Source organism: Ruegeria sp. AA3 (assembly GCF_056542905.1).
The window spans coordinates 1-21,943 of record NZ_JBQGAQ010000008.1 but is presented as its reverse complement, the minus strand read 5'-3'; the positions used below and the strand labels follow the sequence as shown (position 1 = coordinate 21,943).

Genomic DNA, 21,943 nt, shown 5'->3' with positions numbered 1-21,943 from the left:
CAACCTATATCAAATAGTGAATTTGAAGGACCGAATTGCATGACCGGCCAGACAGATCCCGCCGTACGTAAGAAAGCCATTGTTGATCATTTGATGTCTTTGGAAGAACAGGAACTGGCAACCGCACAGGCGCATTATGATGCCTTTCTGAAGGATTCCCAACTGGATGACCGGGAAGGGCATGACAAGGATGACATTGCTGCCTCGCGCGAGAATGCGGACCTGGCGGCCGCCTTTGATGCACCCGTTCATGCGCATCACGCCAAGATTGACGTCATCGAAAACACTGATTTCAGCGTCACGGACACGGTGCAGCCCGGTGCGGTGATCAAGTTCAACAATCGCCGCTTCGTCGTATGTGTCTCAACGACTCGCTTTGACGTGGACGGCAAAACCTACATGGGCATTTCGACCCAAAGCCCGATCTATCTGGCCATGGTCGGCCTTCAGAAGGGTGATGTGTTCACCCATAACGGAACTGAGTTTGAGGTTCAGGAAGTCTTGTAATCTATGGCTTTGCGCGGTGGGATTATTTGCTGCGCTATTCCAGCTGAAACCAGATACAAGCTGGTGATCACCAACCCCCAATGGGCCCAGCTTTCGGGGTGAAAATCGACCCAAGCGGCCCAGCCTGCAAAGAAGGTCCACGCAAATGCCATCGGCAGCGACAAGGTGCGCCAACGCTCGGTTCGGACCGGGTGAATGAATTTCAGCGGCAGGAACATTGCGACTGACAGCAAGGTGACCAGCAGCAGGATGACCCCGAAGTTGGGCTCCAAAGCGAAGATCACGATGACGAACATATTCCAGCAGCCCGGAAAGCCGGAGAAGGAATTGTCTTTGGTTTTCATGCGCGTATCCGCAAAATACATCGCGCTGGCAAAGGTTATGACGATGATTGCGAACCACCCGGTCCAGCCGTCCATCAGCCCTGATTTGAACAGGGCAAAGGCCGGGATGAACACATAGGTCAGATAGTCGATGATCAGATCCAGCAATACGCCGTCAAACTCTGGTGCGTTCTTTTTGACGTGATAGTGCCTCGCCAGCGGGCCATCGATTCCGTCCACGATGAACGAGACAACCAGCCAGAGATACATCAGGCTCCATTTCTCTTCGACTGCGGCCAACATGGCGAGCATTGCGAAAACGGCACCTGTGGCGGTGAAGAGATGAACGGAAAGCGCTTTGAATCTAAGTGTCATGGTGGTGTCATGACGGAAGCAAGGCGCAGATGCAAAGCAAAAAGGGTCTTTGCTTCAGGCTTTTGGGTGGGTGCGGTTGTAGACTTCCATCAACCGGGCCGTGTCGACCGCGGTATAGGTCTGTGTGGTCGAAAGCGAGGCGTGACCCAAAAGCTCTTGGATTGCACGTAAGTCACCGCCCGCAGACAGCAGATGGGTAGCAAAGCTGTGGCGCATCGCGTGCGGGGTGGCTGTGGCGGGTAGGCCAAGCTGCATCCGCGCCTTGGCAACCACGGATTGAATGACTCCGGGGTTCAGGGGGCCGCTCCGAACGCCTCGAAACAGCGGGGCATCAGGTGTTTGCGGATGCGGACATAGCCGGAGATAGCGATCAACCGCTGCCCTAGCGGCCGGAAGAACCGGCACGATTCGTTCTTTGCCACCTTTCCCTGAAATGCGCAGAGTATCCGGCAGGGGCGCATCCGATCCGGTCAGAGAAAGTGCCTCGGAAATGCGAAGCCCACAACCGTATAGGAGTGTTACAACCGCGACATCCCGGGCGGCAACCCAATCGGAAGATGATTGCAACTCGACCGTTTCGATCATGGCGCGGGCTGCGTCTTCGGCCAGAGGGCGCGGCAATTTCTTAGTAAATTTAGGCGCGCGAGTGGACAGGACAGCGGTTGGCTCGAACCCTTCGCGCTCAGCCAGCCAACGATAGAAGTTTTTGACCGCAGACAGTTTGCGCGCCAGAGATCGCGCGCCGACGTCTGAATTGCGCTGATCCGCCATCCAGGCCCGCATATCCGAGACGGTAATACGTTCAAGTGCTGCCAGCCCTTGGCGCTCGCTGTGATGCAGGGTCATGAAGGACAGGAATTCGGTCACGTCACCGCGATAGGCCTCGAGCGTATTCTCTGATCGCCCAGCGAGCGCCCCCAGACTGTCCAGCCAATGCTGCAAAGCATCGCGGCAGGCTGGGGAGATCAGGCTCATGACAACCAGTGGCGCATCGAGCGTTCAAAGACACCGGCAAAGAAGGCAAGAAGATCTGTGCCAAGCTGAGGTGAGAAATGCCGTGGGTCGTTGGCACCCATGACAATCATGCCGGGCAAGCGTCCCGCGCCGAGATCAAGTTTGAGGCAGGCTTCGGATTGCAGTTGATCAGCCTGTTCACCGTAGACTTGAGGATTGGGATAGCGAATTTCGCGCAGCGTTACTTCGCGCGGTTGGCCATTGCGGTCCGAGGTCAGGTAGCTGTCGATAAATCCGGGCTCGACCACGGTCAGAACGCCGCCAAGCTGGTTCACTACAGGATCGTCGCGCACGATAGTCGTTTCAAGAACCAATGTGATGTGATCGACGCGCAGGATCTCGGCCACGTCATTGCCAAGCGCGCGCAAGAAATCTTCGAATACTGTGGGCTCGAGAAGCCGGAGAATGGCACGATGCACCTGATTTGTGCCTGCCAGATTTTCGTAAGCTGCTGCGATGACTGAGCGATGGGTGTCCTCAAGTCGATCGAGCCGTGCCTCAAGGCGTTGCATGGCGATGCCGCGCAGATCAACGACATTGTCACCGCGGGCTTGTTCATTTGCCGCCACAAGGGCTTGCATCAGGTCTTTGTCATCCAGCACTGCGTCAGGCTCAGCCAGAATCGCGGCGCGGAGATTGTCCTTGAGTTTAGGATCGCTGCTCATGTCCCGTCCGGTCGTTTTTTGTTTTGGCCGGCTTATAACACGGGTTGACGGATTTGCCTTGGGAAAAATGCACGCGAAAGGCGAATTTCATCGCTGCTGTGGCGGGAGCTCCCGCCAGCCATGCGCTGAATGAAATTTAGCTTTGGCCGTTGGGCAGGGCGCGGTGCCTGGCAGCACCGCGCGGCAACGCAAAGGATCAGAGGATTTTCTGACCTGTTTTGGCCCAGTCGGCCAGGAATGTTTCCAGACCTTTGTCGGTCAGCGGGTGGTCGGCCAGTTTCTTGATGACACCCGGAGGAGCGGTAATCACGTCGGCCCCGATGCGTGCGCTATCGGTAACGTGGTTCACGGTACGGATCGAGGCGGCCAGGATTTCGGTTTCAAACCCGTAGTTGTCATAGACCTGACGGATATCTGCTATTAGGTCCATGCCGTCGAGGTTGATATCGTCAAGGCGTCCGATGAAGGGCGAGATGAAGGTCGCGCCCGCCTTGGCGGCCAGAATCGCCTGATTGGTCGAGAAGCACAGGGTCACATTGACCATCTGGCCTTCGTCGGTCAGCGTTTTACAGGTTTTTAAACCCGCCCATGTCAGCGGTACTTTGACAGCAATGTTCGATGCAATCTTTGCCAGTTTGCGGCCTTCGGCGATCATGTCGTCGGCCTCGGTGGCGACAACTTCGGCCGAGACGGGGCCGTCGACCAAATCACAGATCTCTTTGGTGACTTCCAGAATGTCGCGGCCCGATTTCAGGATCAGCGAGGGGTTGGTGGTTACGCCGTCCACCATGCCCAGATCGTTCAGTTCGGCGATGGCGTCGATCTCGGCGGTGTCTATGAAGAATTTCATGAGGGCAGTCCTTTGATGGGTTGGCCTTGGTCGCGGATGGCTTTACCTCAAAGAGACCCATGCTGGAACCCCCTGCGAAGGATATGCCGTGAGCGCTAACGGATTTTTCGACGAAGGAGAGCTTGTTGCGGTGCTGACAACGCAGCCGCTGGACCGGACGTTGGACTATAAAGCGCCCGAAGGCGGGTGCTTTCTTGGGGCGTTTGTCGAAGTGCCTTTGGGGCCGCGTAAAGTCTTGGGTGTGGTCTGGGGGCAGGGGCAGGGCGGTTTTGACCTGGCCAAGGCGCGGTCGGTGATCCGGGTGCTTGAGGTTGCGCCGATGCGCGAGGAAATGCGCCTGTTTCTGGGGCGCGTAGCAGTTTACACGCTGACACCGATGCCTGCGATGCTGCGTCTGGCGACGCGCGCGCCGGGATTGGGTGATCCGCCGTCAATGCGCAAGGTTTATCGGCTGGGAAGCACGGAACCGGATCGGATGACTGATGCGCGAACCCGTGTGCTGGAGGTGCTGCGCGACTATGGGGGGTTGGCTTTCACACTGAAAGAACTGGCCGAGCAGGCGGGTGTAACCTCGTCTGTAGTGAAAGGGCTGGTGAAGCAGGGCGCTGTGCGGGAAGAGGACAGCCCACGAGATCTGCCCTATCCCTATCTGGAGCCTGATCTGCCGGGGAAAGACCTGACCGAGGATCAGGCAAAAGCCGTTGCGCGGCTTCAAGCCGGGCAGCGCACGGGTGACTATGGGACCACGCTGCTGAAGGGCGTGACGGGGTCGGGCAAAACCGAGGTTTATCTGGAAGCCGTGGCCGAGGCGCTGCGCAAGGGGCGGCAGGCTCTGGTCCTGCTACCCGAGATTGCGCTGACGGCTGAATTTCTGACCCGTGTCGAGGCACGTTTCGGTGCGCGTCCGGCAGAATGGCATTCGGGCGCAACAATGACAGAACGACGCCGGGTCTGGCGGATGGTTGGGCAGGGGGATGCTCAGCTGGTTGTGGGCGCTCGGTCGGCGCTGTTCCTGCCGTTCCGCGATCTGGGGCTGGTTGTGGTCGATGAAGAGCACGACACGTCGTACAAACAGGAAGATGGCGTGCATTACAGCGCGCGCGATATGGCGGTGCTGCGGGCCTCCATCTGCGGGGCGCGCGTGGTTCTGGCCAGCGCGACGCCGTCGCTTGAAAGCTGGGCGAATGCCGAGGCTGGGAAGTATGAGCGTCTCGACCTGACCGCACGCTTTGGCGCGGCAGTCCTGCCCGAGATGAAGCCCATCGACATGCGGGCCGAACAGATGCAGGCGGGGACTTGGATTTCCCCCTCGCTGCGGCAGGCGGTACGGCAGCGGATTGAGCGGGGCGAACAGTCGCTGCTGTTCATCAATCGCCGCGGCTATGCACCGGTGACCCTGTGCCGGGCCTGCGGAGAACAGATTGCCTGTGACCATTGCGATGCGCGGATGGTGGAGCACCGGTTCCTCAAACGTCTGATGTGCCACCAATGTGGTGAGACCAAGCCGATGCCCGAGACCTGCCCGTCCTGCGGGGTCGAGGGCAAGCTGGCACCGGTCGGGCCGGGGATTGAACGACTGGCCGAAGAGGCCGAGGCGACCTTCCCCGAGGCCAAGATCGCTATGTTAAGCTCTGACCTGTTTGGTTCGGCCCGTGCCATGAAGGCCAAGATCGAAGAGATTGCCGAGGGCGATGCGGATATCGTTATCGGGACGCAACTGGTGGCCAAGGGGCATAACTTTCCCAAGCTGACGCTGGTGGGGGTGATCGATGCGGACCTCAGCCTGCACGGGGCTGACCTGCGCGCGGCGGAACGGACTTTTCAACTGATGCGGCAGGTTGCGGGCCGGGCAGGCCGTGCGGATAAACCGGGGCAGGCATTGCTGCAAACCTTCCAGCCCGAGCATCCGGTGATCCGGGCGATCCTATCGGGCGATGAAGAAGGGTTCTGGAAGGCCGAAGCCGCTGGCCGTCAGGCCGCTGGGGTGCCACCTTACGGCCGTATGGCCGGGATTGTCCTGTCGGGCCCCGAGGTTGGGCCGGTCTTCGATATCGGCAATGCCATGGCGCGCAACGATGCACCGCTGCGCGACGTCGGGGCGCAGGTGTTTGGCCCGGCTCCGGCCCCCATCGCGCGCATACGTGGCCGTCACCGCGTCCGGCTTTTGGTCAAAGCCCCGAAAGGCGCGCCTATTCAGGACGCCATCGCCCGCTGGATTGCGCCATTGAAGTTGAAAGGCGATATCCGCCTGGCCGTGGATATCGATCCGCAAAGCTTCTACTGACCCCTGCATCAGTGCAGAGCCACTGTGCGCCAGCCGCTTTCCACTCGCCAAAAGGTGCAAATGGGCGTAAGGCAACCTCATGCTGAAACCCATGCCCTTGTCTGAGGCGCAGAGTCTTCCGCTCTGGCGCCGTCCTATGACGCTCTTGTTCGTGATGGCGTTGACCATGCCGATCGCGTTCAACGCGTGGAGTGCGTTGCTGAACAATTTTGTCATTGAGGCTGCGAATTTTGACGGGGCGGATATCGGTCTGTTGCACACGGTGCGCGAAGTTCCGGGGTTTCTGGCCGTCGGCGTTATCGCAGTGATCATCTTCATCCGCGAGCAGGTTCTGGCCATGATCTCGTTGATGATGCTGGGCGCTGCAACTGCGGTGACCGCGTGGTTTCCAAGCCTTGGCGGTCTGTTGTTTGTCACTTTGTTCAGCTCAATCGGGTTTCACTACTACGAGACGGTGAATCAGTCGTTGCAACTGCAGTGGTTGCCCAAGGATCGTGCGCCACAGATTTTGGGCTGGCTGGTTGCGATGGGTTCGGCTGCGACGGCTGTGGTCTATGGCCTGATCGTTTTGACATGGGATCGGTTCGATCTGTCTTACAACTTCGTCTTCATGGCTGCTGGCGGCGTAACCGTTCTGCTTGCGCTGTTTTGTCTGATCGCATTTCCGCAGTTCGATTCGCCGACACCCCAGACCAAAAAGATCGTACTGCGCAGACGTTACTGGTTGTATTACGCCCTGCAATTCATGGCAGGCGCGCGGCGTCAGATTTTCATCGTTTTTGCGGGCTTCATGATGGTTGAGAAGTTCGGGTTCGAGGTGCACGAACTGACCAGCCTCTACCTCATCAACCTGATGATCAACATGGCCGCAGCGCCGATGTTGGGCAAAGCAGTTGCCAGATTCGGGGAACGCCGCACGCTGATCTTTGAATATACCGGCCTTGCAATCGTATTCGCAGCCTATGGTGGTATCTATTGGTTCGGATGGGGCGTTTTGCTGGCGGCAATATTATATGTGATCGATCATGTTTTGTTTGCGCTGGCACTGGCACTGAAAACATACTTCCAAAAGATCGCCGATCCGGCAGATATTGCACCCACTGCGGCGGTTGCCTTTACCATTAACCATATCGCGGCGGTGTTCCTGCCTGCGCTATTGGGTCTGCTTTGGGTCATTTCACCGGGCGCCGTATTTGGTCTTGCCGCTGCGATGGCGATGGTGTCGTTGGGCTTGTCTCTTCTGATCCCACGGCATCCGGAGGCCGGGAACGAGACAATCCTGTCGAAATACGCCACTGCACCCGCCGAGTAGTCACCGGCGCTTGACCTCGGCGCCGCGCCGCCCTACGCGCAGGGGCAGCTTGAGACAGGAGGCCCCCCATGCCCACATTCACCGCACTGACCACCCTGACCGGCCGAGTAGCAGCCGAAGGTCTGGGCGAGGCGATGGAACGTCTGAACCCGGAACCCACCGGTGTGGGGGTGTTTGAGGTCGAGGATGGCTCGGGCCTATGGGAGATCGGCGGGTACTTTACTGAAGCACCAGACGAGACCGCGTTGGCCGTTTTGGCAGCCGCATTTGAGGCCAAGCCATTCGTCGTCTCAGAGCTTCCCGAAACTGACTGGGTTGCCCATGTACGTCGCGAACTGGCCCCGGTCGAAGCAGGTCGTTTTTTTGTTTATGGCAGCCACGACGCAGACAAGCTACCCGATGGTCGTATTCCATTGTTGATTGAAGCCGCGATGGCCTTTGGCACGGGGCATCATGGAACGACCTTAGGATGTCTCAAAGCTCTGGACTTTCTTCTGGATGAAGGCTTCGCGGCCACCAAAGTTGCCGATATCGGTTGCGGTACTGCCGTGCTGGCGATGGCCGCGGCTCGGGTTTGGGAAGGCGATATCATCGCCAGTGATATTGATGAGGTTGCTGTTGATGTGGCCGAGGCCAATTTGAAGGCAAACGGTATGGCAGGAGCCGTGAAATGCGTCGAAGCTGCGGGATTCGATCATCCCGACCTGAATGAACATGCGCCTTATGACCTGATATTTGCAAACATTCTCAAAGGACCCCTGGTCGCGCTTTCACCAGAGATATCGGCGAATCTGCGGGTAGGCGGACACGCAATCCTGTCGGGAATCCTCAATGAACAAGCTGATGATGTGCTCACAGTTTATATCCAAAATGGCTTCAATCAGGTGCGCAGGAGTGAGATTGGTGAGTGGACGACGCTAATCTTAAGCAAACGGGGCGAAAGCTAGGCCATTTGCGGGAGTTTTGTGGATTTTCGCCACGTTTTTGTCGCATTCTTCTTTTACCGTCATTGGACGCAATCGGGGGGCGGTTTTTTGGAGGCTGCCATGACTGGAAAACAACTGGAATTTGATCAACGCGTTACGCGCTTGAACAAAAAGCATCAAAAACTAAGCCGTGGGTATCGTGCGACCATGCGGTCGGATGGACTGGTGGTGATGAAGCCGCAGCGCGTGCGCTCGGCAGTTCCGGCCAAGGTTTTACTCATGTGTGTGGTGGGCTTCTTTGGTTTCAAAGCTTTCCTTCTGTCGCATCTGGGCCCGTCTGCCTACGACACGCGCGTGGATGCCTTGCACCAAGGCACTGCAGTTGAACAAGCTGGTGCATGGATCATGCAAGCCGATCCTGTGACTGCATTCTTCGCCACCCAATTAAACAAGGTAATGTTCTAGCCTAAGTTTGAACGCCCTCCTCAATCAAAAACACCGCGTGTCTTGAGGCACGCGGTGTTTCTGTTCGCCCAACAGGGAGGAAGTAGGGGCTTATTTGGAGCAGTGACAATTTGTTATCGACGGCCCTCGGCGACTTCGTCGATGTCGCCACGGCACAAGCCGATATCAGCCAGTTCACGATCGGTCAGACCGTTCAGCGCGTTGCGTGTTACACGGGCGTCATTCCATTCGACCACGGTGCTTACAACCGATGCGAAAGTCGCGCCGATACGGCCGACGAGGCCGAATGAGCCAGTGGTGGTGCGGGTGGTGTCCAGTGCAGCCATATCCTGTTTCCTTCTGGTTTGTGTTAAACTCTGATCTTGCGATCTGAGCGGCATCTAGTGATCTCAATCTTGCCGTGCAAGCGCTGAAATTGCATGTGTCCTATGCGTTTTTTGCAATGCTCAGTATCTCTGAAAGCCCTTTAAATCATTGGTTAATTTTCCTTCATATCGAGGTCGAAAATGAACCAGTCCGTGTCGCAAATGAACCCGGGAAGACCAGGGGCGACACAAATGTCGTTTTTCACCCTGCGACCATTTTGCTTGGAAAATGTTCACGCTTCGTGCTAATCGATGGAAAAAGATCACGTAAACCCGAGCAGGCCGAAGCAAACATGCGAATTCTGGGCATTGATCCGGGTCTAAGGACCCTGGGATGGGGCGTCATCGAATCAACGGGCAGCCGCCTGAGCCACGTCGCCAATGGCTTGTGTAAATCTGATGGTGATGATTTGGGAGAACGGCTTTTGTCGCTCCACAACCAGATAGTCGAGGTTATCGCTGAACACCGGCCCGATCAGGCGGCCATCGAACAGACCTTTGTCAACAAAGACGGAGCAGGAACGCTGAAGTTGGGGCAGGCGCGGGGTGTTGCGCTATTGACCCTGGCACAAGCCGGTCTGCCGGTGGGTGAATACGCCCCCAACCGGGTCAAGAAAACTGTGGTGGGTGTCGGCCACGCCGAGAAAGAACAGGTGTTGCACATGGTTAAATTGCAACTGCCGGGTTGTTCGCCCAAAGGGGCGGATGCAGCGGACGCTTTGGCGATTGCGATTTGTCACTCCTACTATGGCTCCGCTCCGCAGGCTCGGTTGAAAGAGGTGCGTGCATGATCGGCAAACTCACCGGACGACTGGACTATCGCGCTGCTGATCACGTTCTGATCGACGTACGCGGGGTCGGGTACATCGTCTATTGCTCAGATCGGACCATGGCGGCTTTGCCCGGTGTGGGTGAAGGTGTATCGATCTACACAGACATGGTTGTGCGCGAAGACCTGATGCAGCTTTACGGCTTTCTGTCCTTGGTAGAGAAGGAATGGCATCGCCTGTTGTGCTCGGTTCAGGGCGTGGGTGCGAAGGTCTCGTTGTCGATCCTTAGTGCGCTGGGACCGGATGGTGTCAGCCGTGCGATCGCCTTGGGCGATTGGGGTGCGGTCAAGGCAGCCAAGGGTGTCGGACCGAAGACGGCACAACGGATCGTGTTGGACCTGAAGGACAAAGCCCCAGGCGTGATGGCTATGGGTGGCACTGTGACCGAAGCAATGGAGGGTCCCGCTCTGGAAGTCATCGACGCGGGTGAGCCTGCGCCCGCGCCGAAACGAGCGGTAAAACCGGCCTCAGGCGCTGCTGCTGCTTCTGCGGGCGCGCTTTCGGCGCTGGGCAATCTTGGCTATGGCCCATCCGAGGCGGCTTCTGCTGTCGCTGAGGCAGCGGCCAATATGCCCGATGCGGGTGAAGCCGATCTGATCCGCGCCGCGCTGAAACTGCTGGCTCCGAAAGGGTAAGTTAATGGTAGACGCCGATCCCGCCTTGCGCCCGGAGCCGATGCCGGAAGACAATGATCGCGCCCTGCGCCCTCAGGGCCTTGATGAATTTATCGGTCAGGCCGAGGCACGCGCGAACCTACGCATCTTTATCCAGTCGGCCCGCCAGCGGGGTGAGGCGATGGACCATACACTGTTCCACGGGCCTCCGGGATTGGGGAAGACCACGCTGGCGCAGATCATGGCGCGTGAGTTGGGAGTGAATTTCCGCATGACCTCGGGGCCGGTTCTGGCCAAGGCGGGGGATCTGGCGGCGATCCTGACCAATCTGGAAACAAGAGATGTGTTATTCATCGACGAGATTCATCGTCTGAACCCGGCAGTTGAAGAGGTGCTTTATCCAGCGATGGAGGATTTCGAGCTCGATCTGGTGATCGGTGAAGGCCCGGCGGCGCGGACGGTGCGAATTGAGTTACAGCCTTTCACGCTGGTCGGGGCGACCACACGCATGGGGCTATTGACGACCCCACTGCGGGATCGCTTTGGTATTCCAACCCGGCTGCAGTTTTACACGGTCGATGAGCTGCATGAGATTGTCACACGGAATGCGCGGAAGCTGGGAGCTCCTGCCGACGATGAAGGCGCGCGCGAAATTGCGCGACGGTCACGCGGCACACCGCGGATCGCCGGTCGTTTGCTGCGGCGGGTCGTGGATTTTGCCATTGTCGAAGGTGATGGTCGGATTACCCGCGAATTGGCGGATGGAGCGTTGACCCGACTGGGTGTCGACAATCTGGGTCTGGACGGGGCCGACCGCCGGTATCTGAAGCTGATTGCCGAGAACTATGCTGGTGGTCCGGTTGGAATCGAGACGCTATCGGCGGCGTTGTCGGAAAGCCGGGACTCGCTGGAAGAAGTGATCGAGCCCTATCTGTTGCAGCAAGGATTGATCCAACGCACCCCGCGCGGACGGATGCTGGCGCAGAAAGCATGGACGCATTTGGGGATGGCTGCGCCCAAAGGGCAAAGCGATCTGTTTGGTTGAAGCAGCTCGCAAGAGATTTTATGCCTCTACTGAGAGTATTTTTCAGAAGATGAAGGTTTAAGCGTGACTCCGGAAGAGATCCAAGCGCTGTTCACGCGCGAAAACGGTGAGTTTTTGTTTGCGCGCTGGGGGCGGCCCATCGCGCCAATCGTATTCGGTGTCGAGGATGAGACACTCGCGACCGTCAAAGGCGCGTTTGAAGCGGTCGTCACTCTGGCCGGTCATAAGATGACCGAGACGGACCCTGAGCTGGGTGCCAACTGCATGGTCTTCTTCTTCCGAGGTTGGCAGGAGTTGTTGGAAGTTCCTGACCTGGATCGCCTGATCCCGGATTTGGCTCCATTGGTCGAGCGGTTGGTTGCCGCTGATGCCAATCAGTATCGCATTTTCCGGTTCGAAGAAGATGGCGCAATTCGCGCGGCTTTTGTGTTTCTGCGCATGGACAAGGAGATGTCCAAGGTCCCGGCGGAAACACTGGCGCTCAGCCAGGTGGTGCAGACCATTCTGCTATGGTCCGATACGGCATTCCGTAGCGCGTCACCTTTGGCCATCGCAGGTGACGCAACGATCTTACGGCCTGATATTGCCGCCTTGATCCGCGCCGCATACGATCCGGTTTTACCCGGGGCAGCGCAGGATTCCTCTCATGCGTTGCGTCTGTTTGCCCGATTGGAACAACCGCAATGAAACATGTTTACCCGGTTCGCGTGTATTACGAAGACACCGACATGGGCGGGGTGGTCTATCACGCGAATTACCTGAAGTTCATCGAACGCGCCCGGTCAGACTGGGTGCGCAAGCTGGGCAATGATCAGAACGCGATGCGGGATGCGGGTATTGTCTGGGTCGTGCGGCGGATCGAGGCGGATTATCTGGCTGCCGCGCGCTTCGAAGATGAATTGGTGGTGGAAACCGAGATGGTTTCACTATCGGGTGCGCGGCTGTCGATGTCGCAATTGGTTAGGCGTGGTGAAACCGAGATCTTTCGTGCCGCAGTCACTGCGGTTTGCATGAATGCGCAGGGTAAGCCTGTGCGCCTTCCGGCAGAGATTCGCGCATTGATGTAACATTTTCACCCTCAGGGGTGGTTCTGTTGGCTTTTCCCCTCCATCTGCGTTAGCGTTTGGCAAAACAAGGCCAAATGGCCATCAGGCAAAACAAAGAGCAGGTTCATGGAAGCTGAAACGCTGGCGCTGGCGCAGGAGATCGATTTCTCCATGTGGGGGCTGTTTGCCCGTGCGACATTTATCGTCAAAATCGTGATGCTGATCCTTTTGATCGCATCATTTTGGTCTTGGGCGATCATCATTCAAAAGCTGATCAATTACCGGGCGGCGCGTCGTGAGGCTCAGGTGTTTGACGAAAGCTTTTGGTCAGGGAATCCTCTGGACGAGCTGTTCGAGAAGATTGGAACACAGCCGGAGGGCAGTTCTGAGAAGATTTTTGCAGCCGGGATGATCGAGTGGCGCCGCTCGCATCGTAACGATGGTGGTTTGATCGCCGGGGCGACCGCGCGGATTGACCGCTCGATGGATGTGGCGATCGCGAAAGAAGCCGAAGGGCTGCAAAAAGGACTGCCCATTCTAGCCACGGTAGGTTCGACTGCACCATTTATCGGCCTGTTCGGCACCGTTTGGGGCATTATGAACGCCTTTATCGAGATTGCCGAGCAGCAGAACACCAACCTCGCTGTTGTGGCCCCCGGTATTGCCGAGGCGTTGCTGGCCACAGGCCTTGGGTTGCTTGCTGCCATTCCGGCAGTGATTTTCTACAACAAGCTCAGCGCCGACAGTGATCGGATCGTAGGCGGCTACGAAGCATTTGCCGATGAATTTGCAACGATCCTGTCCAGACAGTTGGATAGCTGACGATGGGTGCGGCGGTTCAGCAATCTTCGGGTGATAACGGACGCCGGCGCGGACGGCGTCGCGGGCGCGCGCAGCCAATGGCTGAGATCAACGTGACACCATTTGTAGATGTCATGCTGGTGTTGCTGATTATCTTCATGGTGGCTGCCCCATTGCTGACCGTTGGTGTGCCCGTTGATCTGCCAAAGACGGCCGCAAGCGCCTTACCCGGTGACAACGAAGAACCATTGACTGTCACTTTGACGGCAGACGGCCGAGTACAGATCCAGACAACAGATGTGCTGCGCGAAGAGCTGATCGGCAAGTTGCGCGCCATTGCGGCTGAGCGCAGCAGTGATCGAGTGTTCCTGCGTGCTGACGGTGCTATCCCATATGCGCAGGTAATGCAGGTCATGGGTGCGCTGAATGCAGGCGGGTTCTCCAACGTTGGTCTTGTAACCGATACCGGCGGGCCAACGCTGGACGAAGGGTGAGAGTGAGGTCGCGCGGTGGAGACCGGCACCAAGATTTCGGCAATTGCGCATGTCAGCCTGATCAGCTGGGCGCTGTTCGGAGGGACCTTCCGGTCCGAGCCGTTGCCGATGGCAGTGCAGGATGTCACCGTGATATCGTCTGAGCAGTTTGCGGCAATGACCGCCCAGCGGGAGGCACCAGAGGTGCCGACTGACCCGGCTGAATTACAACAACCCACAGAGCCGGACGAGATTGATACGCCGGACCCAGCACCGGAAGACCAGCCAGAGCCGGAACCGGTTGCCAAGCCTGAGCCCGAACCCGAGCCCGAGGTGGAGCCCGAGGAGGTAGAAATACAGCCCGAACCTGAGCTGATCGAACAGCCCCCGACGCTTGAACAGCCCGAGCCCGAGGTGGCGGCGCTTCCGGTTCCTCCGGGTCCCGAGGCGGAACCGAGCCCCGCAGATAAGATCGCACCTGAACAGATTGCACCACCCCCGCCGGAGGCGAAACCGGATGACATTGAGACCCCTCCCGTCTCTTTGGATGAGGGTGCTGAGGTTCAGCAAGAGCAGCAGGACCAGACTGCTCCTGAAGAAGCCGCGCCCGAGATCGTCACCGAGGCGGAAGAGGTCGAGGACCCGGCTCCCCGCACCTCGCCCCGCCCGCGCGTGCGTCCGAACCGTCCGGCGCCACCACCCGAGCCTGAGGTTGCCGAAGCACCTGAACCCGCTCCGACAGAACCCGCGCAAAATGATCAGGCAATCAACGACGCGCTTGCTGAAGCGCTGGGGAATGGTACCGAACCTTTGGGTCCTCCACTGACCAGCGGCGAGAAAGATGCAATGAGGGTTGCCGTGTCGCGGTGTTGGAATGTCGGATCTCTGTCGACGGATGCGCTGGAAACTATCGTCGTCGTTGGGTTCTCGCTTACCCGGGACGGTAAAGTGGTCGGTGGCAGCCTGCAGTTGCTGGACAGTACCGGCGGCTCGGCCGCTTCGGCAAAACAAGCCTACGAGGCAGCGCGGCGCGCGATTTTACGCTGTGGCGCCAAAGGATACGACCTGCCTGCTGACAAATACGATCAATGGCAGGATATTGAGATTACCTTCAATCCCGAGAGGATGCGGATCAAATGATGAAACTTCTGACCAGCCTCTTCGTTGGCCTGACCCTTCTTTCGACCTCGGCCTATGCCCAGAGTGGCCCGCTGCGCTTGGAAATCGATGAAGGGATCATCGAGCCGATGCCGTTTGCGGTGCCGAGTTTTGTGCCGGATGGGCCTTCTGCGGCACAATACGCTCAGGATATATCGCGCGTGATCGTGTCGGACCTGACGGGAACGGGCCTGTTTCGCGAAATTTCATCGGATGCGTTCATCAGCCGGGTCAGCAGTTTTGATGCTCCGGTGCAGTTTGCCGACTGGAAAGCAATCAACGCGCAGGCATTGGTGACAGGCGCGGTCAATGTTTCGGGCAAACGGCTGACGGTTCGGTTCCGAGTGTGGGACGTATTCTCGGGTCAGGAACTGGGCAATGGGTTGCAGTTTGCCGGCACTACCGACGGCTGGCGTCGGATGGCGCATAAGGTGGCCGATCAGGTCTATACCCGGATCACCGGTGAGGGTGCTTATTTTGATAGCCGGGTTGCGTTCGTATCTGAAAGTGGCCCGAAGGATCAACGGCGCAAGCGGTTGGCGATCATGGATTATGACGGCGCGAATGTGCAGTACCTGACTGACAGCGCCGCCATCGTGCTGGCGCCGCGCTTTTCGCCGTCTGGTGACCGGCTGCTGTACACCAGCTATGAAACCGGTCAGCCACGCATCTACGTGCTGGATGTCGGTCGCGTGAAACGGCAGGAATTGCCAACGCAGGAAGGCACCATGAGCTTTTCGCCGCGCTTTTCGCCCGATGGTCGCTCGATTGTTTATTCGCTGACGCAGGGCGGAAACACGGATCTGTGGAAGATGGATCTGGCCTCGGGTCAAAGTGTGCGGCTGACAAACACACCTGCGATCGAAACCGCACCCAGCTATTCGCCGGATGGTAGCCAGATCGTGTTCGAAAGCGACCGCTCGGGCACTCCGCAGCTTTATATCATGCCCGCCAACGGCGGCGAGGCGACGCGGATCAGTTTCGGACAGGGGCGCTATGGCACGCCGGTCTGGTCTCCGCGTGGTGACCTGATTGCTTTTACCAAGCAGAATAAGGGCCGCTTTCACATCGGCGTTATGCGCACCGACGGCAGTGAAGAGCGTCTTCTGACCGCTTCTTTCCTAGACGAAGGTCCCACCTGGTCACCGAACGGGCGGGTCATCATGTTCACCCGCGAAACACAAGGCGCGAGCGGTCGATCGACGCTTTACTCCGTGGATATTTCGGGAAGGAACCTGCGCCCTGTGCGAACGCCGGACGGGGGTAGCGACCCGTCTTGGGGACCACTGCAGAATTGATCGGAACAGGCAGCAGGTAAAGTTCACAACAAACCCGCAATGTGATAGAAGCGCGGCAATAAACAACGAAACACGAGGCACTTGAGATGAAACTGTTGAGCAAAGCCGCGGCTATCGGGGTGCTGACCCTGATTGCTGCCTGTACGAATAACGATCCGTCGGCACTGGGCGGAGGTGCCGGTGGCAGCGGTGCTCTGGTTCCGGGGTCTCCCAGTGATCCGCGCTCGCCAGCTTATTTCCAGCAGACAGTCGGCGACCGGGTTCTGTTTGCCGTCGACCAGTCAACGCTCAGTCCGCAGGCGCAGACGGTTCTTCAAGGGCAGGCCGACTGGCTGCTGGCCAACCCGGATTTTGTCGCCAACATCGAAGGCCACGCGGACGAGCAGGGCACGCGCGAATATAACCTTGCGCTTGGCGCTCGTCGCGCAAACGCAGCTCGGGAATATTTGATCTCGCGCGGAGTTGCGGGCAACCGATTGACCACCGTTAGTTATGGCAAGGAACGCCCTATCGAAATTTGCAGCACCGAGGATTGCTATTCCAAAAACCGCCGCGCGGTGACGGTGCTGACCGGCTCAACCTTGGGGTAAGATGATGCGATTTGCAGGATTGGTTCTGGCGGCGGTTGTGGCCGTCGCTGGTGTGGCACAAGCACAGGATCAGCAAACTTTGGCGGATATCCGTCAGGAACTGACCGTGCTTCATGTGGAAATCCAGCGTCTCAAGCGCGAGTTTTCGACCACAGGCTCGCCCGCGCCGAACCTGTCCGGCAGTTCCGTTCTGGAACGTGTCGACGCGATCGAGGCCGAGTTGCAGCGTCTGACGCGCCAAACCGAGCAGTTGAACCAACGGGTGCAGAATATCGTCACCGACGGTACGAACCGGATTGGTGATCTGGAGTTCCGTCTGGTTGAGCTTGAAGGCGGAGACCTGAGCACATTGGGCGAAACCTCCACACTGGGCGGTGAGACACAAACGGAAGTTGCGGTAGCTCCTTCACCAACGCCGACGCAACCCTCGGACACGGATCAAGGTGAACTTGCTGTGGGTGAGCAGGCGGATTTTGACGCTGCTTCACAGGCATTGGCGGATGGGGATTTCCAAACCGCAGCCGATCTGTTTGCGCAGTTCGACCTGTCTTATCCCGGTAGCCCGCTGGCGAGTCAGGCTAATTTGCGGCGCGGGCAGGCGCTTAAAGGGGTGGGTGATACCCGGGAAGCTGCACGCGCGTTCTTGGCAAGTTTCACAGGCGATTCCGAAGGCCCCCTGGCCCCCGAGGCTTTGTTCGAGTTGGGCGCAGCGCTTGGACAATTGGGTCAAACAGATCAGGCCTGCATTACACTCGGCGAAGTTGGTGTGCGGTTCCCGACCTCGGCACCAGCGGCTTCGGCCGTGCAGGAAATGGCAACGCTGGGCTGTTCTTGAACATTGACGCCGATACGCTTCGGGCTGAAATGCGGGCGCGCTTGCCGGACCCGCTACCATGTCGGCTGGGTGTGGCGGTTTCAGGGGGCAGTGATTCGACTGCCCTCATGCGTTTGTTGGCGGACATAGCACAGCAAGAGCAATTGGAACTATATGCGGCAACGGTCGATCATGGATTGCGGCCTGAATCAGCCTCGGAAGCTTTGGCTGCCGCGGCACTGGCGCAGCGCTGGGGTATCCCTCATGAGATACTGAAATGGCAAGGTTGGGACAGAGCCGGTAATCTGCAAGATCAGGCGCGGCGTGCGCGATATCGACTGCTTGTCGCCTGGGCCAAGGCCAAAGGGTTGCAGGCAATCGCACTGGGTCATACCGCAGACGATCAGGCCGAAACCGTTCTGATGCGGTTGGCGCGCGCAGCGGGCGTTTCAGGTCTTTCAGCAATGTCCGGGTCGCGCAAAGAAGGGGGGATAGCCCTATTGCGCCCATTGCTAACCACGACACGTGAGCGCTTACGAGACTATCTGACTGCGCAAGACATTTCTTGGATTGATGACCCCTCGAATCAGGACCAGCGCTATGATCGGATCAAGGCGCGTCAGGTCCTATCCGGGTTGGATCAGATCGGCATCACCGCAGCGAACTTATCAAAGGTCGCTGAAAATATGGCACAAGCGCGTGAGGCTCTGGCGCGCTACACGCAGGAATCCGCTGTCAGATGCATCCAGGTGTCGGATGGCGATTTGTGTCTCGACCGCGGTGATTTCGAAACTTTACCCGACGAAATTCGCCGGCGTTTGGTGATTGCGTCTGTCTTGTGGATTGCTGGCGCTGGCTATCCTCCGCGTCACAACGCGGTGGACCAAGTGATGGATGCGATCTCTTCTGGCCAGACGACGACGCTCGGGGGCTGTATTCTGGTTCCAGAAGGCAAAAAAACTTGGATTTGCAGAGAGCTAAACGCCATCAGGGATCAACGCGCACGACCGCTTGAACCATGGGATCGCCGCTGGATCGTATCTGGTCCAAATCATGCAGATGCTGAAATTCGGGCGCTGGGTGAAGATGGGATTCGGCAGCTTGAAAATTGGCGCTCTACAGGCAAACCCCGTACTGTAGTATTGTCGACACCCGCCGTTTGGGCTGGTGATACGGTTTTGGCGGCACCTTTGGCCAGTTTTGCGAATGAATGGCGCGTCGAATTGCTGCCAGAAAGGTCTGACTTTGCGGCTTTGATTTTATCGCATTGAACCTGCCACAATCCTCTCTATTTTAAGGGGTAACTCCGGCAGGTCGCCACCTGCCGAAACCTTTCGGGAGATTTTCCTTGGGCAACGCTCGCAACATCGCCTTCTGGGTCGTTCTGTTTCTACTGATCCTTGCACTGTTCAACCTGTTCAGCGGACCCAGCGGGTCGCTTCAGGGCAATGAAAAAACCTATTCTGATTTTGTGTCAGCCGTCGAAAGTGGTGAGGTCAACAAAGTCACGCTGGACGGTGAGCAGATTCGCTACTCGACTCAGAACGGCGCCAGTTACACTACGATCAAACCCGCCGACGCCGAGGTTACCAAGCTGCTGATCGACAAAAACATCCCTGTTGAGGCTGTGAAACAGCAGCAGTCAGGGTTCCAGTCGTTCCTGATCACATTGCTGCCCTTCCTGCTGCTGATCGGTGTCTGGGTCTATTTCATGAACCGGATGCAGGGTGGCGGCAAAGGCGGCGCGATGGGCTTCGGCAAATCCAAGGCGAAGATGCTGACCGAAAAGCATGGGCGCGTAACCTTTGACGACGTCGCCGGCATTGATGAGGCCAAGGAAGAACTGGAAGAAATCGTTGAATTCCTGCGCAACCCGCAGAAGTTCAGCCGCTTGGGTGGCAAGATTCCAAAAGGTGCGCTGCTGGTTGGCCCTCCGGGGACAGGTAAAACGCTGTTGGCCCGCGCGATTGCGGGTGAGGCGGGCGTGCCGTTCTTCACCATCTCGGGTTCAGACTTTGTCGAAATGTTCGTGGGTGTCGGTGCGAGTCGTGTGCGCGACATGTTCGAGCAGGCCAAGAAGAATGCGCCTTGCATCGTCTTTATCGACGAGATTGATGCCGTGGGACGCCATCGTGGCGCGGGTTATGGCGGTGGTAACGACGAACGTGAACAGACCCTCAACCAGTTGCTGGTCGAGATGGACGGGTTCGAGGCCAATGAAGGCGTGATCATTCTGGCGGCCACCAACCGTAAGGATGTGCTGGACCCGGCGCTGCTGCGTCCGGGCCGGTTCGACCGCAATGTGACTGTCGGCAACCCTGACATAAAAGGCCGTGAGAAAATACTGGGCGTGCACGCGCGGAAGACGCCTTTAGGTCCAGATGTTGATCTGCGTATCATCGCGCGCGGTACACCCGGCTTCTCGGGTGCTGATCTGGCGAACCTGGTGAACGAGGCCGCGCTGATGGCCGCCCGCGTGGGTCGTCGTTTTGTCACCATGGAAGATTTCGAGAACGCCAAGGACAAGGTGATGATGGGCGCCGAGCGCCGCTCGATGGTGCTGACCCAGGATCAGAAAGAGAAGACGGCTTATCACGAGGCCGGTCACGCCGTCGTTGGTCTGGAATTGCCGATGTGCGATCCCGTATACAAGGCGACCATTATTCCACGCGGTGGAGCGTTGGGTATGGTTGTGTCCTTACCCGAGATGGATCGGTTGAACTATCACCGGGATGAGTGCGAGCAGAAACTGGCCATGACCATGGCAGGTAAGGCGGCCGAGGTGATCAAATACGGCGAAGATCACGTCTCGAATGGCCCTGCAGGCGACATCATGCAGGCCAGCCAATTGGCGCGGGCTATGGTGATGCGCTGGGGTATGTCGGACAAGGTCGGTAACATTGACTATGCCGAAGCCCACGAAGGCTATTCGGGCAATACTGCCGGATTCTCAGTATCGGCTCATACGAAAGAGCTGATTGAGGAAGAGGTGAAGCGCTTGATCCAGCAAGGTTATGAGCGCGCGCACCAGATTCTGACCGAAAAGAACGAGGAATGGGAACGCCTGGCTCAGGGTTTGCTCGAATACGAGACGCTGACCGGAGATGAGATCAAGCGGGTTATGAATGGAGAATCGCCAAGTGAGAGCGATGACGAAGGCGATAAACCAGATGAGGGCAACGCGCCAAGTGTCACCGCGATTCCCAAAACCAAGGCTAAGAAGTCTCCGCCCGAAGGTGGCATGGAGCCTGAACCCTCAGCTTAACCAGACAGACCCGGGCATTGCTCGGGTCTTTTTTCTTTCCATCACATCACCCGCATGTTCTCTATGACCCACAAGGCGAAAGGGTGATGTAGGAAATGCCGGTATTGCGGAAAATGGAATACGCTGCCGAGGTTGTCTGGTTGGGTCACGTAGTGGTTGGTGGCGCTATTAGCGCACAGGCGGTCGAAGCGCTTGATCTCGAATTCGAAGGCGACCGGGGTGCACGCCATGAGGGGCATACCCGGGCGTCGTGTTCGCGGGTCAGGGACCTGTACCCGAACGGCACTGAGATAAGGAATGTGCGTCAGCTTTCTGTTCTGTGCGCTGATGAACTGGATGTGATCGCTCGTGATATGCGGCTGGATGGGCTTGATCCCTCTTTGCTGGGTGCAAGTATGGTTCTCAAAGGGATCCCGGATTTTACCCACATACCGCCAAGCTCTCGGCTTCAGGCAGAGGGGGGCTTGACGATCACCGTTGATATGGAAAACCGCCCCTGTGTCCTGCCAGGGCGTGAAATAGAGGCAGTTTCCCCCGGCTATGGTGCATTATTCAAATCTGCGGCACAGGGCCGCAGAGGCGTGACGGCCTGGGTCGAACGGCCAGGCAAAGTGCGAATAGGCGATTGCATGTCATTGTTTGTACCGGATCAACGTCCTTGGTCACCTTGAAAACATAAGACCTCTATAGGTAATGCCCGAAATGGATCGAAGCCGTTTCACGGCTTGATTATGTCGGAATCTGTGTTCACTAAGGCGCTGCACCATCGTAAGGACTGCATAGCGCCGACTCCCGCGCGTCGGCCGTGCACGGAATTCAATCAGGGACCCGACCCAATGAGCTATAAATCCGATATTGAGATTGCCCGTGAGGCAAACAAGAAGCCGATTCAGGAGATCGGTGCCAAGCTGGGCATTTCCAGT

The 21,943-nt window shown here is 57.9% G+C and carries 25 protein-coding genes; 20 read left to right on the top strand and 5 right to left on the bottom strand.

What is annotated here, in order from left to right; translation table 11 throughout:
* Positions 1 to 39 precede the first annotated feature (39 nt).
* Positions 40 to 507 carry a hypothetical protein gene (locus ACR0JR_RS14645; RefSeq protein WP_170781492.1) on the top strand — a complete coding sequence of 156 codons (468 nt, stop codon included), beginning with the start codon at positions 40 to 42 and terminating at the stop codon, positions 505 to 507.
* Here ACR0JR_RS14645 and ACR0JR_RS14640 read toward each other — a convergent pair.
* The 4 genes from ACR0JR_RS14640 to fsa all read right to left on the bottom strand — a co-directional run bounded on the left by ACR0JR_RS14640 (position 492) and on the right by fsa (position 3,734).
* On the bottom strand, positions 492 to 1,205 hold the full coding sequence (locus ACR0JR_RS14640; protein WP_480456754.1) for a CDP-alcohol phosphatidyltransferase family protein: 714 nt from the start codon (positions 1,203 to 1,205) through the stop codon (positions 492 to 494). The two genes, ACR0JR_RS14645 and ACR0JR_RS14640, sit on opposite strands and share 16 nt — an antisense overlap.
* Before the next feature lie 54 nt (positions 1,206 to 1,259).
* On the bottom strand, positions 1,260 to 2,180 hold the full coding sequence (locus tag ACR0JR_RS14635) for a tyrosine recombinase XerC (protein WP_480456753.1): 921 nt from the start codon (positions 2,178 to 2,180) through the stop codon (positions 1,260 to 1,262).
* Positions 2,177 to 2,884: a DUF484 family protein gene (locus ACR0JR_RS14630; protein WP_170477375.1), complete on the bottom strand. Its 708-nt coding sequence runs from the start codon at positions 2,882 to 2,884 to the stop codon at positions 2,177 to 2,179. Before ACR0JR_RS14630 ends, ACR0JR_RS14635 begins: the two co-directional genes overlap by 4 nt.
* 196 nt (positions 2,885 to 3,080) lie before the next feature.
* The gene (gene fsa, locus ACR0JR_RS14625; protein WP_480456752.1) at positions 3,081 to 3,734 is read right to left on the bottom strand and encodes a fructose-6-phosphate aldolase; all 654 of its coding nucleotides are present in this window, start codon (positions 3,732 to 3,734) and stop codon (positions 3,081 to 3,083) included.
* A gap of 88 nt (positions 3,735 to 3,822) precedes the next feature.
* Here fsa and ACR0JR_RS14620 point away from each other — a divergent pair, with 88 nt between their 5' ends.
* The 4 genes from ACR0JR_RS14620 to ACR0JR_RS14605 all read left to right on the top strand — a co-directional run bounded on the left by ACR0JR_RS14620 (position 3,823) and on the right by ACR0JR_RS14605 (position 8,721).
* On the top strand, positions 3,823 to 6,018 hold the full coding sequence (locus tag ACR0JR_RS14620; RefSeq protein WP_480456751.1) for a primosomal protein N': 2,196 nt from the start codon (positions 3,823 to 3,825) through the stop codon (positions 6,016 to 6,018).
* 79 nt (positions 6,019 to 6,097) lie between these two features.
* Positions 6,098 to 7,330, top strand: a complete 1,233-nt coding sequence (locus ACR0JR_RS14615) for an MFS transporter (RefSeq protein ID WP_480456750.1) — start codon at positions 6,098 to 6,100, stop codon at positions 7,328 to 7,330.
* A gap of 68 nt (positions 7,331 to 7,398) precedes the next feature.
* On the top strand, positions 7,399 to 8,277 hold the full coding sequence (locus tag ACR0JR_RS14610; RefSeq protein ID WP_170781488.1) for a 50S ribosomal protein L11 methyltransferase: 879 nt from the start codon (positions 7,399 to 7,401) through the stop codon (positions 8,275 to 8,277).
* An 18-nt stretch (positions 8,278 to 8,295) separates the two neighbouring features.
* Positions 8,296 to 8,721, top strand: a complete 426-nt coding sequence (locus tag ACR0JR_RS14605; RefSeq protein ID WP_480422911.1) for a hypothetical protein — start codon at positions 8,296 to 8,298, stop codon at positions 8,719 to 8,721.
* Between the two features lie 113 nt (positions 8,722 to 8,834).
* Here the strand turns inward: ACR0JR_RS14605 and ACR0JR_RS14600 are convergent, their stop codons facing one another.
* Entirely contained in the window at positions 8,835 to 9,047 is a 213-nt protein-coding gene (locus tag ACR0JR_RS14600) for a DUF1127 domain-containing protein (RefSeq protein ID WP_170477359.1), read from the bottom strand.
* A 332-nt stretch (positions 9,048 to 9,379) separates the two neighbouring features.
* Here ACR0JR_RS14600 and ruvC point away from each other — a divergent pair, with 332 nt between their 5' ends.
* From ruvC to ACR0JR_RS14525, 15 genes are all read left to right on the top strand, one after another.
* Complete coding sequence (gene ruvC / locus ACR0JR_RS14595; protein ID WP_170781487.1) at positions 9,380 to 9,877, top strand: crossover junction endodeoxyribonuclease RuvC; 498 nt, start codon at positions 9,380 to 9,382, stop codon at positions 9,875 to 9,877.
* On the top strand, positions 9,874 to 10,551 hold the full coding sequence (gene ruvA, locus ACR0JR_RS14590) for a Holliday junction branch migration protein RuvA (RefSeq protein WP_260023067.1): 678 nt from the start codon (positions 9,874 to 9,876) through the stop codon (positions 10,549 to 10,551). Before ruvC ends, ruvA begins: the two co-directional genes overlap by 4 nt.
* Before the next feature lie 4 nt (positions 10,552 to 10,555).
* Complete coding sequence (gene ruvB / locus ACR0JR_RS14585; RefSeq protein WP_260023066.1) at positions 10,556 to 11,575, top strand: Holliday junction branch migration DNA helicase RuvB; 1,020 nt, start codon at positions 10,556 to 10,558, stop codon at positions 11,573 to 11,575.
* Between the two features lie 63 nt (positions 11,576 to 11,638).
* The gene (locus tag ACR0JR_RS14580) at positions 11,639 to 12,262 is read left to right on the top strand and encodes a hypothetical protein (RefSeq protein ID WP_480456749.1); all 624 of its coding nucleotides are present in this window, start codon (positions 11,639 to 11,641) and stop codon (positions 12,260 to 12,262) included.
* Positions 12,259 to 12,642 carry a tol-pal system-associated acyl-CoA thioesterase gene (gene ybgC, locus ACR0JR_RS14575; protein WP_170545473.1) on the top strand — a complete coding sequence of 128 codons (384 nt, stop codon included), beginning with the start codon at positions 12,259 to 12,261 and terminating at the stop codon, positions 12,640 to 12,642. The genes ACR0JR_RS14580 and ybgC overlap by 4 nt, the downstream gene beginning before the upstream one ends.
* A 105-nt stretch (positions 12,643 to 12,747) precedes the next feature.
* Positions 12,748 to 13,443 carry a protein TolQ gene (gene tolQ, locus ACR0JR_RS14570; protein WP_480456748.1) on the top strand — a complete coding sequence of 232 codons (696 nt, stop codon included), beginning with the start codon at positions 12,748 to 12,750 and terminating at the stop codon, positions 13,441 to 13,443.
* A gap of 2 nt (positions 13,444 to 13,445) precedes the next feature.
* Positions 13,446 to 13,916, top strand: coding sequence for a protein TolR (tolR, locus tag ACR0JR_RS14565; RefSeq protein ID WP_010438155.1), 471 nt, complete (start codon positions 13,446 to 13,448; stop codon positions 13,914 to 13,916).
* Between the two features lie 15 nt (positions 13,917 to 13,931).
* Positions 13,932 to 15,035 (top strand): energy transducer TonB, encoded by a 1,104-nt coding sequence (locus ACR0JR_RS14560; protein ID WP_480456746.1) that lies wholly within the window; start codon positions 13,932 to 13,934, stop codon positions 15,033 to 15,035.
* The gene (gene tolB / locus ACR0JR_RS14555) at positions 15,032 to 16,351 is read left to right on the top strand and encodes a Tol-Pal system beta propeller repeat protein TolB (protein WP_480456744.1); all 1,320 of its coding nucleotides are present in this window, start codon (positions 15,032 to 15,034) and stop codon (positions 16,349 to 16,351) included. Before ACR0JR_RS14560 ends, tolB begins: the two co-directional genes overlap by 4 nt.
* An 86-nt stretch (positions 16,352 to 16,437) precedes the next feature.
* Positions 16,438 to 16,941 (top strand): peptidoglycan-associated lipoprotein Pal, encoded by a 504-nt coding sequence (gene pal / locus ACR0JR_RS14550; protein WP_010438162.1) that lies wholly within the window; start codon positions 16,438 to 16,440, stop codon positions 16,939 to 16,941.
* Between the two features lie 4 nt (positions 16,942 to 16,945).
* Positions 16,946 to 17,776, top strand: coding sequence for a tol-pal system protein YbgF (gene ybgF, locus ACR0JR_RS14545; RefSeq protein WP_170775036.1), 831 nt, complete (start codon positions 16,946 to 16,948; stop codon positions 17,774 to 17,776).
* The gene (gene tilS / locus ACR0JR_RS14540; RefSeq protein ID WP_480456743.1) at positions 17,773 to 19,026 is read left to right on the top strand and encodes a tRNA lysidine(34) synthetase TilS; all 1,254 of its coding nucleotides are present in this window, start codon (positions 17,773 to 17,775) and stop codon (positions 19,024 to 19,026) included. Before ybgF ends, tilS begins: the two co-directional genes overlap by 4 nt.
* Positions 19,027 to 19,103: 77 nt before the next feature.
* Positions 19,104 to 21,020 carry an ATP-dependent zinc metalloprotease FtsH gene (ftsH, locus tag ACR0JR_RS14535; protein ID WP_010438169.1) on the top strand — a complete coding sequence of 639 codons (1,917 nt, stop codon included), beginning with the start codon at positions 19,104 to 19,106 and terminating at the stop codon, positions 21,018 to 21,020.
* A 95-nt stretch (positions 21,021 to 21,115) separates the two neighbouring features.
* Positions 21,116 to 21,691, top strand: coding sequence for an MOSC domain-containing protein (locus ACR0JR_RS14530; protein ID WP_480456742.1), 576 nt, complete (start codon positions 21,116 to 21,118; stop codon positions 21,689 to 21,691).
* 60 nt (positions 21,692 to 21,751) lie between these two features.
* Positions 21,752 to 21,943 (top strand): hypothetical protein (locus tag ACR0JR_RS14525; protein WP_480435051.1); only part of this gene is annotated, 192 nt, incomplete at its 3' end.

Excerpts from the sequence above, each read along its gene's own strand:
- ACR0JR_RS14640 (WP_480456754.1), bottom strand. The coding sequence starts at position 1,205 with ATGACACTTAGATTCAAAGCGCTTTCCGTTCATCTCTTCACCGCCACA.
- ACR0JR_RS14600 (WP_170477359.1), bottom strand. The coding sequence starts at position 9,047 with ATGGCTGCACTGGACACCACCCGCACCACCACTGGCTCATTCGGCCTC.
- tolB (WP_480456744.1), top strand. The coding sequence starts at position 15,032 with ATGATGAAACTTCTGACCAGCCTCTTCGTTGGCCTGACCCTTCTTTCG.
- ACR0JR_RS14615 (WP_480456750.1), top strand. The coding sequence starts at position 6,098 with ATGCTGAAACCCATGCCCTTGTCTGAGGCGCAGAGTCTTCCGCTCTGG.
- ruvC (WP_170781487.1), top strand. The coding sequence starts at position 9,380 with ATGCGAATTCTGGGCATTGATCCGGGTCTAAGGACCCTGGGATGGGGC.
- ruvB (WP_260023066.1), top strand. The coding sequence starts at position 10,556 with ATGGTAGACGCCGATCCCGCCTTGCGCCCGGAGCCGATGCCGGAAGAC.
- ACR0JR_RS14635 (WP_480456753.1), bottom strand. The coding sequence starts at position 2,180 with ATGAGCCTGATCTCCCCAGCCTGCCGCGATGCTTTGCAGCATTGGCTG.
- ACR0JR_RS14530 (WP_480456742.1), top strand. The coding sequence starts at position 21,116 with ATGCCGGTATTGCGGAAAATGGAATACGCTGCCGAGGTTGTCTGGTTG.
- pal (WP_010438162.1), top strand. The coding sequence starts at position 16,438 with ATGAAACTGTTGAGCAAAGCCGCGGCTATCGGGGTGCTGACCCTGATT.
- ybgF (WP_170775036.1), top strand. The coding sequence starts at position 16,946 with ATGCGATTTGCAGGATTGGTTCTGGCGGCGGTTGTGGCCGTCGCTGGT.
- ruvA (WP_260023067.1), top strand. The coding sequence starts at position 9,874 with ATGATCGGCAAACTCACCGGACGACTGGACTATCGCGCTGCTGATCAC.
- tolQ (WP_480456748.1), top strand. The coding sequence starts at position 12,748 with ATGGAAGCTGAAACGCTGGCGCTGGCGCAGGAGATCGATTTCTCCATG.
- ACR0JR_RS14645 (WP_170781492.1), top strand. The coding sequence starts at position 40 with ATGACCGGCCAGACAGATCCCGCCGTACGTAAGAAAGCCATTGTTGAT.
- ACR0JR_RS14610 (WP_170781488.1), top strand. The coding sequence starts at position 7,399 with ATGCCCACATTCACCGCACTGACCACCCTGACCGGCCGAGTAGCAGCC.
- ybgC (WP_170545473.1), top strand. The coding sequence starts at position 12,259 with ATGAAACATGTTTACCCGGTTCGCGTGTATTACGAAGACACCGACATG.
- tolR (WP_010438155.1), top strand. The coding sequence starts at position 13,446 with ATGGGTGCGGCGGTTCAGCAATCTTCGGGTGATAACGGACGCCGGCGC.
- ACR0JR_RS14630 (WP_170477375.1), bottom strand. The coding sequence starts at position 2,884 with ATGAGCAGCGATCCTAAACTCAAGGACAATCTCCGCGCCGCGATTCTG.
- fsa (WP_480456752.1), bottom strand. The coding sequence starts at position 3,734 with ATGAAATTCTTCATAGACACCGCCGAGATCGACGCCATCGCCGAACTG.